We start from the raw sequence: 17096 nt of genomic DNA, 5'->3' as shown, positions 1-17096 counted from the left end.
CCCTACTTGCTTATGGCTACATACCGCCTGTTTTTGCTACTGCCGTTTGCCCTGCTGCTGGCGGCCAGCCCGGGGGTGTGGGCCCAGGCCGCCAAGACGCCACCTGCTCCGGCCCGCGAGCCTGACCCGCTGAAGGTGCGCTTCGAAACGCAGGACGTGGCGAATTTCTGGCGGGCCTTCGATGCCGACGCGGCCGGCGCCCCCGGCAACGCTTTTGCTACCCTGTACTGGCAGCCCGCCACCCCGGGCACCCGCATTTTGCTGGAGAAAAACGGCCTGCCCAACGCCGATTCGCTGCGGGCCGTAGTCCGGCGGCGCCGGGCCGATTACCTGCGCATCCGGGCTGGTTCCGAGCAAATAGCCTCCGCCGTACCCGCATGCCGCGCTACCTACCTGGCCCTGAAAAACCTGTACCCGGCGGCTACCTTTCCGCCCGTAATTTTTGGCGTGGGCACGTTTGGCGTGGGCGGCAATGCCCAGGCGGTGGGGCTGCTGCTGAGCACGGAAATGAACGCGCCGGCCGACATGGCCCCGCTGGCGGCCCACGAGGCCGTGCACTTGCAGCAGAATATTCCCTACAAATACCGCATCCTGCTGGAGCAGTGCCTGATTGAGGGCGGAGCCGACTTCGTAGCGGAGCTGATATCAGGCCGCATCGGCAAGACGGAGCCCTACGAGTATGCCCGGGGCCGGGAAAAGCAGCTCTGGCAGGAGTTTACGCGCGACCAGAACCTGGGGGAAAACGACAGCTTCGCCAACTGGCTCTACGGGGGCGAACGGCCCGCCGGCCGCCCCGCCGACCTGGGCTACTACATTGGCTACCAGATTTGCAAAGCCTACTATACCCGCGCTGCCGACAAGCGCCGGGCCGTACACGATATCCTTAACATTGCTGACTGCCGGCAGTTTCTGCAACAAAGCCACTACGCCGACCAGTTTCGGTAGCGGCCTTCCCCTTTCCTTATGCTGATTGTCCGCGACCCTGCCGCGTTTCCTTTCCTGACCAATGCCGTGGTCACCAGTGGCACCTTTGATGGGGTGCACCTGGGGCACCAGAAGATTCTGCAGCGCCTGCTGGAAGTGGCCCGGCAAAGCGGCGGCCCGGCTGTGGTCATCACCTTCTGGCCGCACCCGCGCCTGGTGCTGGCCCCGCCACCCACCCACCCCCAGCCTCAGGATCTGCACCTGCTGAACACCCTGGAAGAACGGGCCCAGAAGCTGGCGGACTTTGGCGTCGACTACCTGCTCATCGTGCCCTTCACCAAGGAGTTTGCTGCCCTCACCTCCGAGGAGTTTATTCAGCAGATTCTGCTCCGGACGGTGGGCACCGGCAAGCTGGTTATCGGCTACGACCACCGCTTCGGGCGCAACCGCGAAGGCGGCTTCGAGTACCTCAGCCAGCACGCCGACCGCTACGGCCTGACGGTGGAGGAAATTCCGCGCGAGGATGTGGACGCCGTGGGCGTGAGCAGCACCCGCATCCGCCGGGCCCTGGAAAGCGGCGACATTCTCACGGCCAACCGCTACCTGGGCTACCCCTACCCGCTCACGGGCACAGTGGTGCGCGGGCAGCAGCTGGGCCGCACCATCGGCTTTCCTACGGCCAACATCGTGTGCGACGAGCCCTTAAAGCTGATTCCGGCCCGCGGCGTGTACGCGGTGATGGTGACGACGGCCGCGGGCACAGTGCACCAGGGCATGCTCAACATCGGGGTGCGACCCACCGTGGGCGGGCAGCTCAGCCAGACCACCGAAGTACACCTGCTTGATTTCGACGGCGACCTGTACGACCAACTGCTGTCGGTGCAGTTTGTGGCCCGCCTGCGCGACGAGCAGAAGTTCAGCGGCCTCGATGCCCTGAAAGCCCAGTTGGCCCTTGACGCGGACAATGCGCGGCGGCAGCTGGTAGGCGGGTAAGCCCGAAGAATCAAGAAGAAGGATGGGCTGTTATTCTGCGCTTTGCCTAGGATGACAGCCTTTTTTCGTAGTTCTGTTTACCTTCCCGCTCCCAAACCCCACCCAATTCGTCCTATGATCAACAAAGTAGTGGCCGGCCCCCAGGCGGCCCTGGAAGGCCTCACCGATGGCATGACGCTCATGCTCGGTGGCTTCGGCCTGTGCGGCATTCCCGAAAACGCCATTGAGGAAATTCTGCGCCGCGGCGTACGCAACCTCACCTGCATCAGCAACAACGCCGGCGTCGATGACTTCGGCATCGGGCGCCTGCTCCAGACCAAGCAGGTACGCAAGATGATTTCCAGCTACGTGGGCGAAAACGCCGAGTTTGAGCGCCAATTGCTGAGCGGAGAGCTGGAAGTGGAGCTGATTCCGCAGGGCACCCTGGCTGAGCGGTGCCGGGCCGGTGGCGCGGGCATTCCGGCCTTCTACACCCCCGCAGGCTACGGCACAGAGGTAGGTGAAGGCAAGGAAAGCCGGGAGTTCAACGGTAAGATGTACCTGCTGGAAACCGCCCTGCACGCCGATTATGCGTTTGTAAAAGCCTGGAAGGGCGACACGGCCGGCAACCTCATCTACAAAGGCACGGCCCGCAACTTCAACCCCATGATGGCCACGGCAGGCAAAATCACGGTGGCCGAGGTAGAAGAGCTGGTACCCGCCGGCGAGCTGGACCCCAACCAGATTCACACGCCCGGCATTTTCGTGCAGCGCATTTTCGAAGGCAAGAACTACGAGAAGCGCATTGAGCAACGCACCGTACGTCAATCTTAATGTGAGAAATGTGAAAAATGTGCTGATGTGCTAATGGTCGTTCCGTCGAATGCATTAGCACATGAGTACATACAAAGCACATGAGCACATTACCCCACATTTCTCACATTCGCACATCATGTTAGATAAACACGGCATTGCCAAGCGCATAGCCCAGGAAGTACAGAATAACTCTTACGTTAACTTGGGCATCGGCATTCCTACGCTGGTGGCCAACTACATTCCCGCAGGCATCAACGTGGAGCTGCAAAGCGAAAACGGCCTGCTGGGCATGGGCCCCTTCCCCACCGAAGCGGAAGTGGACCCGGACCTCATCAATGCCGGCAAGCAGACGGTAACTACCCTACCCGGCTCCAGCCTCTTCTCCTCGGCTGACTCCTTTGGTATGATTCGCGGGGAACACGTGGACCTCACCATCCTGGGGGCCATGGAGGTGTCGGAGAACGGGGACATTGCCAACTGGAAGATTCCCGGCAAGATGGTGAAGGGCATGGGCGGCGCTATGGACCTGGTAGCTTCGGCCAAGAACATTATCGTGGCCATGCAGCACGTGGCCCGCGACGGTAGCTCCAAGCTGCTGCCCGCCTGCACCCTGCCCATCACCGGCCTGCGCTGCGTGAAAAAGATTGTAACCGAGCTGGCCGTGCTCGACGTGACGCCCGACGGCTTCGTGCTGCGTGAGCGGGCCCCCGGCGTCTCGGTAGAGCAAATCCAGGCCGCTACCGCCGGCAAGCTGGTTGTCCCTGCCGAGGTGCCCGAGATGCAGGGCGTGTAACTATTGGCCTGCTTGGCAGTTTAACCAGCTACCGCCCGATGCCCGCCTGGACATCGGGCGGTTTGCGTTGCGTGGCTATAAATCCAACGCAACGCCTGTCCAAGCCGTACCTTTGCGCAAAGACTTTTGCTTCGACCTATGCCTGCTTCTAATAATAAAACCGGCGGTAGCCACGCCAAAAAACAAACGGTACCCGCCGTAGCCGAGCGTATGACGCCCACGGCGGTGCCCGCGCACAAGCTGGTGCTGCGCACCCTGCGCAAAAGCGACTATAAAGCCGTGCGCGACATTATGGACAAGGTATACTCCAACATGGAAGGCGCCTGGGCCCAGGATGAGTACAATAACCTGCTGCGCAAATTCCCCGAAGGCCAGATCTGCATCGAGGACAACGGCATTGTGGTAGCGGCCGCACTGGCCATCATCGTGCAGTACTCCGACTTTGGCGACCGGCATACCTACTCCAAGATCACCGGCAACGGCAAGTTCAACACCCACAATGCCGACGGCGACACGCTCTACGGCGTGGACGTGTTTGTAGATCCCGAGTACCGCAGCCTGCGCCTGGGTCGCCGCCTCTACGATGCCCGCAAGGAGCTGTGCGAAAACCTGAACCTACGCGCCATGGTGGCCGGAGGCCGGATTCCCGGCTACGCGGCCTATGCCAATGAGATGACGCCGGCCAAGTACGTGGAGATGGTGCGCAACAAGGAAATTACCGACCCCATCCTCACCTTCCAGCTTTCCAACGAGTTTCACGTCCGCAAAATCATCCGCGGCTACCTGCCCTACGACTCCGAGTCGAAGGCGTTTGCCACGCTGCTGGAGTGGATTAACGTGTACTACGACGAGGACGTGGACAAGCTGATCGGTAACCAGAAAAGCAACGTGCGCCTGGGCATTGTGCAGTGGCAGATGCGCGCCACTCGCTCCCTGGAAGACCTGCTCCAGCAGATTGAGTTCTTCGTGGATACGGTGAGCGGCTACAAAGCCGACTGCGTGCTTTTCCCGGAGTTCTTCAACGCCCCCCTCATGGCCCTCACCAACGAGGACTCCCCAGCCGTGGCCATCCGGGCTATGGCGGCCTTTACTGAGCCCATCCGCACCAAAATGATGGAGCTGGCCGTGAGCTATAACATCAACATTGTGGCGGGCTCCATGCCGGTGTATGAGGATGGCAAGCTGCACAACGTAGCCTACCTCTGCCGCCGCGACGGCACCGTGGACGAGCAGTACAAGCTGCACGTAACCCCCGACGAGGCCTCCTACTGGGGCATGCGCGGCGGCGACAAGCTCAAGTGCTTCGACACGGACTTCGGCAAAATCGGCATCCTGGTGTGCTACGACGTGGAATTCCCCGAGCTGGCCCGCATGCTTTCGGATGAAGGCGTGAAAATTCTGTTCGTTCCTTTCTGGACGGACACGAAGAACGCCTACCAGCGGGTGCGTATCTGCGCCCAGGCCCGCGCCATCGAAAACGAGTGCTACGTGGCCATTACGGGCTCGGTGGGCAACCTGCCCCGGGTGGAAAACATGGACATTCAGTACTCGCAGAGTGCCGTGTTCAGCCCCTCCGACTTTGCCTTCCCCCACGACGCCATCGTGGCCGAGGCCACGCCCAACACCGAGATGACGCTGATTGCCGACCTGGACTTGGACTTGCTCAAGGACCTGAACACCAGCGGCGCGGTGCGCAACCTGCGCGACCGGCGCAAAGACCTGTACTCCCTGAGCTGGACGGTGAAGAAAGCCGAGCGCGACGACGAGCTGCTAGCCCAGGGCGAAGAGCGGGCTCCCCGCGTAACCAAACGCAAGGCCATTGCGGCTGGGTAAGCAACCTACTGATAAAACCCGCCGGATACCTAAAAAAGCCCTGCCTGATCGGCAGGGCTTTTTTGTTGGCAGCTAGGATATCCGACCAGCTTTTCAGAAGTTTCGGGAAGGTTTATTCTTCCTCTTTTATCCGTTTAGTATGACCTCATCTGTTACGCCTGATTTTCCTGAGTATCCGGAAATAGCCGGCCAGGGCCGCCGCTTGGCTAACTATCTGATTGATCTGGCCTGCGTGTTTTTGTTAGCTGCCCAGTTTGGCATCATCCTCGTGCTGGTAGGCAAGGAGTCCTGGTTAGATGACCTTGACAATCCCCTGCTGGATCGGTTGGTTACCGTCATTCTCTTGTTCTTTTACTACCTCTTCTTCGAAGCGCTGTTTGGGCGTACAGTTGGCAAGATGGTTACGGGCACTACCGTGGTAATGGAAGATGGCACCCGGCCTCCTTTCTCAGCTACGCTAAAGCGTACATTATGGCGCATTGTGCCTTTCGAACCGCTAAGCTTTTTGGGCTCAGCGCAGGGCTGGCACGATACCAAATCCGGTACTATGGTGGTGCGCATCCCGCGCAAATAGCAGCCTGCCAGGGGTAAGACAACTAAGAGCGCAGACTGGCTTCTCCAGCGGGCTTTTACCTAAACCAGTGACTTGGTTTGTGGGCCCCTTACTGGTTTTTAACTAAACTGCGGCTTCCAAACCTGACCTTACCAACCTCACCATGAAACGCGTCCTCATCACCGGAGCCAACCGCGGCCTGGGCCTGGAGCTGACCCGCCAGTACCTGGAGCGCGGCGACACCGTGTTTGCCGCCTGCCGTCAGCCCGCTTCCGCCACCGACCTGCACACCCTGCAAGGCGCCCATAGCGGGAGGCTCCATCTTATTGCGCTTGATGTTACGGACGAGGCCTCGATTGCGGCGGCCCGTAAAGCTGTGCGCACGGTTTCAGCCGGGCTGGATATTCTCATCAACAACGCGGGCATTTTGCCCGGCGCTGGCCCCGAAGACCCCGCTCCTCAGCGCCTGGGCCAGCTCACGGCCGATAATGCCCTGCAGGTGCTCCGCGTAAATGCCGTTGGCCCCCTACTGGTGGCTCAGGCCTTCCTCGATTTGTTGAAGGCAGGCGACAAAGGCCGGATTGTGAGCTTGTCCTCGGGGCAGGGCTCCATCACCTGGAAAGCATCCGGCGAGCCATATCACTACTCAGCCAGCAAAGCTGCCCTCAACATGTACATGCGCGGCCTGGCCGCCGAAATCAGCCAGTATGGGTTGGTGTCGGTGCTGGTAGACCCCGGCTGGATCCGGACGGGCATGGGTGGCAACGCCGCCGGCCTCCCCCCCGCCGATTCGGCTCGGGGCATCATTCGCCTCACCGACCGCCTTTACATGGAAGAAAACGGCTCCTTCGTGACCTGGCAGAACCAGCCGGTGCCGTGGTAGCCCGCGACACCTCTGGTAGTTTCTTTAGCTTGGATTAAGGCGACAAAACCTCTGCAACGTACCTTCCTTCAACAGCAAGCCCCCGGCACCAAGTTGGCGCCGGGGCTTGTTGTTGAATTAGGCCGTTAAACTACGCCTGGGCCGCTAAGTGGGCGTGGTCGCGCAGAATAGTGCGCAGGAAAGCCTCATCGGGCAAGTCGGTTTGAATACCGGTGAGGGATTTTACTTTGTTGGCTACTTCGTTCAGCAACAGGTAATTTTCCCGCTCCAGGCCAGTATGCACCAGTTGCCGGATGGTGGCCACGTCGTGGTCGGCGAGCAGGCTGGCCTGGGGGAAGATGACCACGTAGCCGGGCTCGGTGAAGGTAGGCGCCAAGGCGCCGGCTCCCTGCCGGGGTTTGGTGCTGATAACGGACGTGCCGGCCGCTATGTCGCCCAGCCGCTGCCCGCGTCCGTTGGAAACAATGGTAATCACGGCAATAAGGCCACTGAATAAGCCGGTATCAATCAGGCGCAGCAGCCAGCGCAGCAGGTAGTCGCCAAACCGGGGCGGGGTGCCATCCAGCCGGATTACTTTGATGTGTCGGGCCTTTTTGCCCAGGCTTTGCCCGTTGAAAAACACTTCGCAGGCCAAATGGTAAAACACGAAGGGAATGCCCACGAGCAGGGCCACCATAACGGACAAAATCTGGTCTTGCACCCCCACCAGGGAAAAGAGCAGCACCCAGGCAAATAACCAGGCTATCAGGATCAGGTTGTCGATAATGGCGGCCAGGATCCGCTCGCCCACGCTAGCGACTTCGTATTCGACGGTTACGTTTTGGGTAGTCTGGATTCGTATGGGACTCATGAGCTGGTAACTGAGCCGCGGCGCCGGCCCGAGGAAATTAAGCGCCATAGGATGAAGGCCGGATCGGGAAAATTGCTAATCTTCGCGAAGTGCTGGCCTACCGCAAAATACGATACCGGCGTGGTTATTCAGCATAGTAGCGCACAGGGAAGCGGTAAGAAACACTTGGCCGCCTGCTCTTAGCTACCGGGCTTGTACTGCGTCAGCCTTTATTTTCTCGACTCCTCCATCTTTCTGCAGTATCCGGGTTATGCGTGAAGCGGTTTTTCTGCGACAGAATGAAGCCAAGTGGCAGCAGTATGCCAACGTGCCTCCCGCGAGTCCCGATGAGTTGGCGGCCCGCTTCGTGGAGCTAACCGACGACCTGGCCTACGCCCAGACGTTTTACCCCAACTCCCCCACGGCGCGCTACCTCAACGACCTGGCCGCCAAGCAGCACCAGGCCATCTATAAAAACAAAAGCGAATCGACGGGACGCTTTGCGAGCTTCTGGCGCACGGAGCTCCCGCTGCTGGTAGCCCGCCACCACATTACCCTGGTCTGGAGCCTGGTGCTGTTTCTCATCTTCACCGGCATCGGGGCCCTGTCGGCCGCCTACGACGAGTCGTTTGTGCGCGTGGTCCTGGGCGACGACTACGTAAACCGCACCCTGGCCAACATTGAGCGGGGCGACCCGATGGCCGTGTACAAGGGCGACAGTGAAACGAGCATGTTCCTGGCCATTACCCTGAACAACATCTACGTGTCGCTGCTCACTTACGTGCTGGGGGTGCTGGGTGGCCTGGGCACGGTGTGGGCTCTGTTTCGGAATGGCGTTATGCTGGGCTCTTTTCAGTATTTCTTTTTCACCAAAGGGGTGTTGCTGCAGTCGGCGCTGACCATCTGGATACACGGCACGCTGGAAATTTCGGCTATTGTCTTGGCGGGTGGAGCGGGTTTGGTAATGGGACGCAGTCTGCTTTTTCCGGGGACCTATTCCCGGCAGGATTCTTTCCGCCAGGGCGCACGTGACGGCCTGAAGCTAGCCATTGGGCTGGTTCCCATTTTCATTGTGGCGGGCTTTCTGGAAAGCTTCGTCACGCGCCACACCGAAATGCCGCGGGCGCTGAGTTTGTTCATCATTGGCTCCTCCGCTGCTTTCATCGTGTGGTACTTCATTATTTATCCGCGCCAGCTCCAACGCCGGCAGGCCTCCTAACCTTGAATCATTTTGCATGCAGCCTACTTTTACCAAGGAAATTGAGTTCCGACAAGAGCGTGATTTTGGCGCCAAAGTCAACGCCACCTTTGCGTTTGTGGTGGCGCACGGCCGGCCGCTAGGCAAATGCCTCCTGTACATCGTACTACCCGTGGCACTGCTGGCCGGCCTTGCCCAGGCTGTGGCGCAAAGTGAGCTGATCGGGGCGCTGGGGGCATCGTCCACCGCCGAGCGCGTCACCCAGCTTGAGCGCTACAGCACTATCAGCGGCGCCCAGCTTCTGGGGTTTATCGCCATGATGCTGGGCCATTGTGCACTGGCTGCCACCATTTATAGCTACGTACTGGTTCGGATAGCTCTGCCCGAGCACGAAACAGTGACCCCAGCCCTGGTCTGGGAGCGGGTAAAATCCTTCGCTTTGCCATTATTGGGTTCGAGCATAGTGCTGGGCATTCTGGCCGTACTGGGCTACTTGCTGTTCATCATCCCCGGTATTTACCTGTCCGTCGGCTTTAGCCTGGCCTGGGCCGTGCAGGTGCTGGAAAACCGAAGTATTGGCGAGCTACTCAGCCGGAGCCTGATGTTGATTAAGGGTAAATGGTGGTCTACGTTTGGGCTGCTTGTGGTTATGTATTTTATTGTGGCTCTGCTCAGCCTTGTGCTTAAGATGCCGCAGTATCTGATATTGGCGGGCTCTGCGTTGCATTGGAGTTGGGCTTCGTCGCCGGTGCTGGCGGGCGCTATGGCCTTGCTCAGTACCACGGCTAGCATGTTTCTATCCACCTTTGTGCTGGTGGCCGTCATGTTTCAGTACTTCAACCTGGTGGAGCGCAAGGAAGGCGCCGGCCTGTACACACTCGTCAACAGCATCGGCCAGGGGCCAGCGCCGGTGGTGCAAAATCACCAGCTACGCCCGGATGACGAAGGCGAATATTAAGTGGTGAGTGCCTTGCTAGTTCTCTCTGCGTTTGCACCTGCCGCCCGCCGCGCCATCTATTTGGTCCTCGTGGTTGTGGGCATTGGCCTGGCTTCCGGGGCTTCGGCGGACGCGGTGGCCTCTCCCGCTGCTGTTGCTCAACCGGCCCGCGCCTTGGGCCCATCCAAAGTGCAGTTTCGGCATCCCTCCAACAAAACCCTTCGGGAGTTCCGGACGCAGCGCGAATTTCGGTACGTGGAAGTGCGCAGTGAGCTTAGTGCCTGGGATATTTTCTGGATGCGTTTCTGGCGGTGGCTGGGCGAGCTGCTTTCTACGGACGCCGGCCGGCTAGTCTGGAAATACGGCATCTACACGCTGCTGGTCGTGGCCCTGATTTTTGTCGTGCTCAAGCTGTTGGACGTGGACGTCACGCGCGCCTTCGGCCGTGCCGCCCGCGTGGCCCCGCTGGCCTACGATGCCGACGTAGAAAACATTCATGCACTGAATTTCGCGGAGCAGATTGCCGCTGCCGAGGCCGCCGGGAACTACCGCCTGGCCGTGCGCCTGGGGTACCTGCACATTCTGAAGGACCTTACCGACCGGGGCCTGATTCGCTGGCAGCCCGAAAAAACCAACCACGACTACCTATTTGAGTTGCCGGATGGGCCGCTGCCCGCCGCCTTCCAGGACCTCACGCGCCAGTTCGAGTACGTGTGGTACGGGGAGCACGAAGACCTTTCGGCTGCGCAGTACGCCGCTACGCAAACCACTCGCCTGGCTTTTCAACGTCAGCTTTCCACTATCCGCCAGGCCGCCTGAACTTCCACGCTATGACAACATTTCGGTGGTATTTGGTAGGGCTGGCGGTGCTGTTTGGGCTTTACGTAGCCATTGACTACAACCGGCCCAAGCCCCTTGACTGGACCCCTACCTACCAGAACAAGGATAAGATTCCGTACGGAACGTACGTGCTGCACGCCGTGCTGCCGGATGTACTGGGTATTGCCAGCCGCGACATCCGCACGGTGCGCGTGCCCATCTACAACCAGATTGAGGGTGAAGACGAGCCGGACCCGAATACCGTAGAGGTCGACACCGACTCGGAGGACGAGCAATTGCCTACCGACTCCACCAGTCAGGATTCGGCGGCGACCAGCGCGGCGCCTGTCCCTACTTTGGTTGATTCGGTGGATGTGGCCGATGCAGATTACGCCGCGGGGCTAGCCGAGGCTGGCTACGACAAGGCTACCTATCTATTCGTCAACGGGTCTTTCGAGCTCAGCCGCCTCGACTGCCGCTCCCTGCTGCGCCACGTGGCCCGCGGCAACGATGTATTCATTGCCGCCGAACAGTTTGACCTGCACTTTGCCGATACGCTAGGCTTCACCACGGTATCGACCCCGGGCAAACGGCGCAGAAAAGACGCTTCGCTGGAAAGCTTAAAGCTGGATTCCGTCCGGCTCCGCCTGACTGATAACGCACTGGCCCACGCCGCCGGTGGCAGGGCCTTTGCGCTGCCAGCCCTAGGCAATTCCTACCGCATCGCGCTGGATAGTAGCGTGCAGGCGGCTGCCTTAGCCGTAGACGCCAAGCAGCAGCCCGTGCTAGTGCGCCTGCCCCATGGCCGCGGCAACTTCTACCTTTGCTCTGTGCCCTTGGCCTTTACCAACTATTTTGTGCTGCGGCCTCGCACCGGCAATTTCTCTTTTGCCGCGCTTTCTTACCTGCCGGCCGGCCGCCCCACCTGGTGGGACGAGTACCAGAAGCAAGGCCGCGAGGGAGAGCAGTCCTTGCTGCGCGTGCTGTTAGCCCACGATGCCCTGCGCTGGGCTACCTACCTTGCCTTATTTAGTGCGCTGCTGTTTATGCTGTTTGAAGCCAAACGGCGGCAGCGCGTCATTCCCATTCTGAAGCCCCTGCCCAATACCACGCTGCTTTTCACGCGCACCGTGGCTGGCCTCTACCGTCAGGGCTCCAACCATCAGTTAATTGCCGAAAAGAAAATCGGGCTGTTTCTCGAGTACCTGCGCACCCGCTTTCACGAACCCAGCCTCGACTTGCAGGACGACGCTACCCGCGAGCGGCTGGTGCAGAAGTCGGGCGTTACTCGCGCTGAGTTGGACAGCTTGATCCGACGCATCAATTTTGCGCGCACCGCCCGTCAGCTTTCGGATACGGAACTGCTGGGCCTCAACAAAGCGCTAAACGACTTCCGAACTGCGGCCGGCTGAATTGCATTATTCTCCATAATAGGGTTTATCTGTTTTTTAACTATTCTAATAACCAGTCCTACATACTTGTCAACACCGATTTCTATTGAGTATATGTTTTTAAATATTTAATTATTCCACTTGCCAAAACCAAGACTAGACTTCAGCAAATAAATGGAAAATACTTCAGCTCCTCAGGATTCCTCTTCTCCCACCCTGGAAACGACCATCCCCTCAACTCCAGGTGCCGCCGATACCTTCGCCCCCCGCACCGACCTCAGCCAGCTGAGTCGGTACGCCGAGGCGATTCGCCGGGAGCTGGCGAAGGTGATTGTGGGCCAGCAGGCCCTGGCCGAACTACTGCTGACAGCTATTCTGGCAGACGGCCACGTCCTACTGGAAGGGGTACCAGGGGTGGCCAAAACCCTAACCGCCAAGCTGCTGGCCCGTACGCTGGCCGTACCTTTCAGCCGCCTCCAGTTCACACCCGACCTAATGCCCTCAGATGTGCTGGGCACGGCCATTTTCCGGCCGGCGCAGGGCGACTTCGAATTCCGTCCGGGGCCTATTTTTGCCAGCGTAGTGCTTATCGACGAAATCAACCGCGCACCGGCCAAAACGCAGTCGGCGCTGTTTGAGGTGATGGAGGAGCGCCAGGTAACGCAGGACGGCACCCGCTACCCAGTGCCCGCGCCCTTTGTGGTGCTGGCTACGCAAAACCCCGTGGAGCAGGAAGGCACCTACCGCCTGCCAGAGGCCCAGCTCGACCGTTTCTTGTTTAAGCTCACGGTTGGCTACCCTACCGTGGAAGAAGAAGTAGCCATTCTGCAGGGCCACCACGCCGGCTTTGGCGGCACTCCCCTGGAGGCGGTTCAGGCCGTCATCACGGCGGAAGATTTGCGCCTGCTGCGGGAGCAGGTTCGTCGGCAGCACGTGGAGCCCAAGCTGCTGGAGTATATTGCCCGCCTCGTGGGCCAGACGCGCGCCCACAAAGGGCTGTACCTGGGTGCTTCGCCGCGCGCGTCTCTGGCTTTGCTGAACGGGGCCAAGGCCCTGGCCGCCCTGCGTGGCCGCGACTTCGTGACGCCGGAAGATGTGCAGTACCTGGCGCCCATGGTGCTGCGGCACCGCATTCAGCTCACGCCCGAGCGGGAAATGGAAGGGCAAACCGCCGATGACATTGTAAAGCAGATTCTGCAGCAGATCGAGGTACCTCGGTAAGTGTAAGCCGTCTTCTTGGCTTGGAATGCCCCTTCCCTACCTCCCACTCTGCTCATTGTTCCGGTGAAGTCTCTGTTTTTAACCCGTCGCTTCTTTCTGGCGGTGGCGGCCCTGATTATAGGATTGGTGGTGGCCTTTTTCCTGCCGGGCTGGTTGGTGCCGGTGCAGCTGGCCCTGGGGTTGCTGGCGGGCCTTGCCCTGCTGGATCTGGCCCTGCTTTACGCGCCCACCCGCACTGGCGCGGGCCAGGTGGAGGCGCATCGGGTTTTGGGCAGCAAGCTGGCCAATGGCTCCGACAACGACATTCGCATCTACGTTGAAAACTACTACCGCTTTCCACTGAGTGCGGAAATCATCGACGAAATTCCGCATCAGTTTCAGCGGCGCGACGTGCTGTTTCGGACTACGGTGAAAGGTGGCGAAACCCAGATAATTCATTATCAGCTGCGGCCATTAAAGCGCGGTGAGTACGAGTTTGGAGCCTTAAATGTGTTTGCAGCTTCCCCACTTGGGCTAGTGCGGCGGCGGTTTCGGTTCGAGGCCGGCCGTATAGTGCCTGTCTATCCCTCCTTCCTGCAGATGCGGCAGTATGAGCTGCTGGCCATTCATAACCGCCTTACAGAAGTGGGCGTGAAGCGCATCCGGCGGGTGGGCCAAAGCATGGAGTTTGAGCAAATCCGGCCGTACGTAGCCGGCGACGACCCGCGCAACATCAACTGGAAGGCCACGGCCCGCCGCACCACCACGCCCCAGGCCGCCGACGCCCTAGTGGTCAATCATTACCAGGATGAGCGCGCCCAGCAGGTGTTTTGCCTGATTGACAAGGGCCGGGTGATGCGCATGCCGTTCGAGGGGTTGAGCTTGCTGGATTATGCCATCAATGCCACCTTGGTCGTCAGCAACATTGCCCTACTCAAGCACGATAAGGCCGGCCTGATTACGTTTTCGCACCAGCCGGGCGCGATGGTGCCGGCCGACCGGCGGGCTGGTACCCTAAGCCGGATTCTGGAAGTACTCTACCGTCAGAAAACAAAGTACCTGGAAACGGACTACGAGCGGCTGTACATCAGCGTCAAAAACAACGTCCGCCAGCGCAGCCTGCTTATTCTGTTTACCAACTTCGAAACGCTGAATGGCATGCAGCGGCAGCTTCCTTACCTGCGCCGCATGGCCAAAGACCATTTGCTCCTGGTCGTCTTCTTCGAGAACACGGAGCTGCGGGCTTTCCTCGACGCGCCCACGGCGTCCACCCAGGACGTGTATAACCAGACTATTGCGGAGAAATTTGCCCAGGAGAAGCGCCAGATTGTGCGCGAGCTGAACCGCTACGGTATCCATGCCCTGCTCACCGCCCCCCAGAACCTGACGGTGAACACCATCAATAAATACCTGGAGTTTAAGTCCCGGGGCTTGATTTAGCCGTCAGCTTCGGGGCAAGCTCGGTTCGGGTTCCAACGTACGTCCAGCTGCTGGATTTCACGCGTTCTGGCATTGTTATCGTAAGCACAGGGTTTGCAGGCTGACAAGTGGCGGCCTTGCGAAGGATTCGCGGTTTATCTTGCCGCTCCACCCACTGCTTCGTTGTGTATGATTCTGCGGTTTCCTTTTCTGCTCCTGTTGCTTGCGCTGCCGGCCCTGAGTGCCCGGGCGCAATCGGTAGCTCCCACGGCCACGCGCAACCTGTTGCCTGTTCCCACGGAAGTGCGCTGGGGCAAAAGCAGCCTGCCCTGGAAAGCCACCCTGCGGCCCCAGATGGAAGGCCCCGTTGATAGTATGGTGACCGCGGCGGTGCTGCGGACCCTTAACCGCCTGCACCGCAACGGCGCTGCCGCCCCTCCCAATACGGCCTTGCCCCTGCAGATTCGCTACGGCCGCACCGGCCACGCCGAGGCCTTCGATGAAGAACGGTATAGCCTACGCGTGACGCCGATGGGGGTGACAATTGATGCTCCTACCACCCTCGGCGTGCTACGCGCCCTGGCCACGCTAGAGCAACTACCGGAGCCCCAGGGCCGCCACTCAGTTTTACCCGAGGTGGATATTACGGACCAGCCGCGCTTTCCGTGGCGGGGTTTGCTGATGGACGCGGCCCGGCACTTCATGCCGGTGGCCGTTATCAAGCGCAACCTGGACGCCATGGCTGCCGTGAAGCTGAATGTATTCCACTGGCACTTAGCCGACGATCAGGGTTTCCGCGTCGAGAGCAGCAAGCTGCCGAACCTGCATACTATTGGCGGGAGCGGCCAGTTTTACACCCAGGCGCAAGTGCGGGACGTGGTCCGCTACGCCCAGGCCCGGGGCATCAGGGTAATACCCGAGTTTGATGTACCGGGCCACGCTACTGCTTGGCTGGCGGCGTATCCGCAGCTGGCCTCCAACGACTCTATTTATGGGGTTTCGCCGCGCTGGGGCGTGCTGAACATTGCCATGGACCCTACCAAGGAGACTACGTACGCCCTGCTCGACACCCTGTTCGGAGAAATGACACCCCTCTTCCCCGACCCATACTTTCATATTGGCGGCGACGAGAACGACGGCCGGCAGTGGCGCCGCAACCCTACCATTGTGCAGTTCATGCGCGACCACAGCATGCTCAACGCCAAAGGCCAGCCCGACAAACACCAGCTGCAGACGTACTTCAACCGCCGGGTACTGAGCATGGTGCAGCGCTACGGGAAGAAGATGGTGGGCTGGGACGAAATTCTGGGTCCCGGCTTGCCCACCGATGCCGTCATTCAAAGCTGGCGGGGCAAGAAAGGCTTATACGATGCGGCCAAAGCCGGTCACCAGGCCCTGCTTTCCAATGGGTACTACATTGACTTGTATCTGACCGCAGCCAGCCACTACCTCCCCGACCCACTGCCCGCCGATGCTCCCCTGACCGAAGATGAGAAAAAGCGCATCCTCGGCGGCGAAGCCACCATGTGGGCCGAGTTTGCCGACAGCGTTATCGTCGATTCGCGCATCTGGCCCCGGGCCGCCGCCGTAGCGGAGCGACTGTGGTCGGCGCAGCGGGTGGCTGACGTGGCGGATATGTACCGTCGGCTACCGGCCGTTTCCCGGCAGCTGGAAACCCTGGGGCTGATGCACCGGCGGGCGCCCGAGCAGCTACTGCTGCAGCTGGCCGGCGGCCCCACCCAAATTGCACCCCTGCGCACCTTTGCGGAAGTGCTGGAGCCCGTGAAGGAGTACAAGCGGCACTTTCAGGGATTCAAGTACACCACGCAGACGCCGCTTACCCGCCTGGTAGATGCAGCGCCGGCAGAATCGGAAGTGGCGCGGCTGTTTTCCACACGGGTCGACAGTTTACTGGCCCTGCTGAAATCTGCCCGGGGCCAACTCCCCCGCACGCCTGCTGCGCGGCAGCTTGTCCAGCAGCTAAGCACCCAGCTGCGAACCTGGCAGCTGAATGACGTCCAGGTGCAGCCCATCTTGGCAGCAAACCCAACCCTGCGCGAATACACCGTGCTTTCCAGCCAGCTTAGCGCGGCTTCCACGCTGGGTCTGGCGCGTTTGGTTCAGCTGGAAAAAGGCGTAGCTCCCAGTCCCGAATGGTATGCTATAGCGGCCAAACAGCTAGAAGCGGCCAAGGCGCCAGCCGGGCAAACCGAGCTGGCCGTGGTGCCGGCTTTGCGTCGGCTGGTGGGGGACCGGTAGGAACCTACTTCGCTTACTTCCTAGCGGCCCACCCGGCAGCGGCGTACAGCAGCACCGGGTGGGCTTAATTTTTGGATCGGCCCCTTGCATAGGCACTGCCAGACCAGCTCAGCTACAGAGTCGGGCGTTTAGTTTTTGGTGAGTAATGAATACCCTTTTCTACTACTAGCTACGCACCGGCAAGCACTGGCCTTTGGAATCTGGACTATATCTGGTAGTCATCAGATTCAGATCCTTACAAACAGTTGTTTACCTGCTGCTTATGTAACC

Annotated in this window: 15 protein-coding genes; 14 read left to right on the top strand and 1 reads right to left on the bottom strand. The window is 60.0% G+C overall.

Features of this window, described 5'->3' with window-relative positions:
- Positions 1-12 precede the first annotated feature (12 nt).
- The 7 genes from FY528_RS12625 (at position 13) to FY528_RS12595 (ending at position 6774) form a co-directional block, all read left to right on the top strand.
- Positions 13-945: a DUF2268 domain-containing putative Zn-dependent protease gene (locus FY528_RS12625; RefSeq protein WP_149071376.1), complete on the top strand. Its 933-nt coding sequence runs from the start codon at positions 13-15 to the stop codon at positions 943-945.
- Positions 946-963: 18 nt separating this feature from the next.
- Entirely contained in the window at positions 964-1917 is a 954-nt protein-coding gene (locus FY528_RS12620; RefSeq protein ID WP_149071375.1) for a bifunctional riboflavin kinase/FAD synthetase, read from the top strand.
- A 114-nt stretch (positions 1918-2031) separates the two neighbouring features.
- Positions 2032-2730, top strand: a complete 699-nt coding sequence (locus FY528_RS12615) for a CoA transferase subunit A (RefSeq protein WP_149071374.1) — start codon at positions 2032-2034, stop codon at positions 2728-2730.
- A 118-nt stretch (positions 2731-2848) separates the two neighbouring features.
- On the top strand, positions 2849-3505 hold the full coding sequence (locus FY528_RS12610) for a CoA transferase subunit B (protein WP_149071373.1): 657 nt from the start codon (positions 2849-2851) through the stop codon (positions 3503-3505).
- A 210-nt stretch (positions 3506-3715) separates the two neighbouring features.
- Positions 3716-5338 (top strand): bifunctional GNAT family N-acetyltransferase/carbon-nitrogen hydrolase family protein, encoded by a 1623-nt coding sequence (locus FY528_RS12605; RefSeq protein ID WP_149071393.1) that lies wholly within the window; start codon positions 3716-3718, stop codon positions 5336-5338.
- Between the two features lie 139 nt (positions 5339-5477).
- Positions 5478-5912, top strand: a complete 435-nt coding sequence (locus FY528_RS12600; RefSeq protein WP_149071372.1) for an RDD family protein — start codon at positions 5478-5480, stop codon at positions 5910-5912.
- Positions 5913-6054: 142 nt separating this feature from the next.
- A complete protein-coding gene (locus tag FY528_RS12595) occupies positions 6055-6774 on the top strand; it encodes an SDR family oxidoreductase (RefSeq protein ID WP_149071371.1) in 720 nt (239 codons plus the stop codon).
- A gap of 130 nt (positions 6775-6904) precedes the next feature.
- Here FY528_RS12595 and FY528_RS12590 read toward each other — a convergent pair whose 3' ends face one another.
- Positions 6905-7624 carry an RDD family protein gene (locus FY528_RS12590; protein WP_187632109.1) on the bottom strand — a complete coding sequence of 240 codons (720 nt, stop codon included), beginning with the start codon at positions 7622-7624 and terminating at the stop codon, positions 6905-6907.
- A gap of 250 nt (positions 7625-7874) precedes the next feature.
- Between FY528_RS12590 and FY528_RS12585 the strand changes: the two genes are divergently transcribed.
- From FY528_RS12585 to FY528_RS12555, 7 genes are all read left to right on the top strand, one after another.
- Complete coding sequence (locus FY528_RS12585; RefSeq protein ID WP_149071369.1) at positions 7875-8822, top strand: stage II sporulation protein M; 948 nt, start codon at positions 7875-7877, stop codon at positions 8820-8822.
- A 16-nt stretch (positions 8823-8838) separates the two neighbouring features.
- Complete coding sequence (locus tag FY528_RS12580; RefSeq protein ID WP_149071368.1) at positions 8839-9759, top strand: hypothetical protein; 921 nt, start codon at positions 8839-8841, stop codon at positions 9757-9759.
- 12 nt (positions 9760-9771) lie between these two features.
- Positions 9772-10557 (top strand): DUF4129 domain-containing protein, encoded by a 786-nt coding sequence (locus FY528_RS12575; RefSeq protein ID WP_149071367.1) that lies wholly within the window; start codon positions 9772-9774, stop codon positions 10555-10557.
- Positions 10558-10568: 11 nt separating this feature from the next.
- The gene (locus tag FY528_RS12570) at positions 10569-11969 is read left to right on the top strand and encodes a DUF4350 domain-containing protein (RefSeq protein ID WP_149071366.1); all 1401 of its coding nucleotides are present in this window, start codon (positions 10569-10571) and stop codon (positions 11967-11969) included.
- A 153-nt stretch (positions 11970-12122) separates the two neighbouring features.
- Positions 12123-13169 (top strand): AAA family ATPase, encoded by a 1047-nt coding sequence (locus FY528_RS12565; protein WP_262383985.1) that lies wholly within the window; start codon positions 12123-12125, stop codon positions 13167-13169.
- 54 nt (positions 13170-13223) lie between these two features.
- Entirely contained in the window at positions 13224-14588 is a 1365-nt protein-coding gene (locus tag FY528_RS12560) for a DUF58 domain-containing protein (protein WP_149071391.1), read from the top strand.
- A 168-nt stretch (positions 14589-14756) separates the two neighbouring features.
- Positions 14757-16826 (top strand): beta-N-acetylhexosaminidase, encoded by a 2070-nt coding sequence (locus FY528_RS12555; protein ID WP_149071365.1) that lies wholly within the window; start codon positions 14757-14759, stop codon positions 16824-16826.
- Positions 16827-17096 lie beyond the last annotated feature (270 nt).

Origin of the sequence: Hymenobacter lutimineralis (genome assembly GCF_008271285.1) — a bacterium.
In the GTDB taxonomy this organism is placed as follows: domain Bacteria; phylum Bacteroidota; class Bacteroidia; order Cytophagales; family Hymenobacteraceae; genus Hymenobacter; species Hymenobacter lutimineralis.
This window is presented reverse-complemented; position numbering and strand designations above follow the sequence as displayed.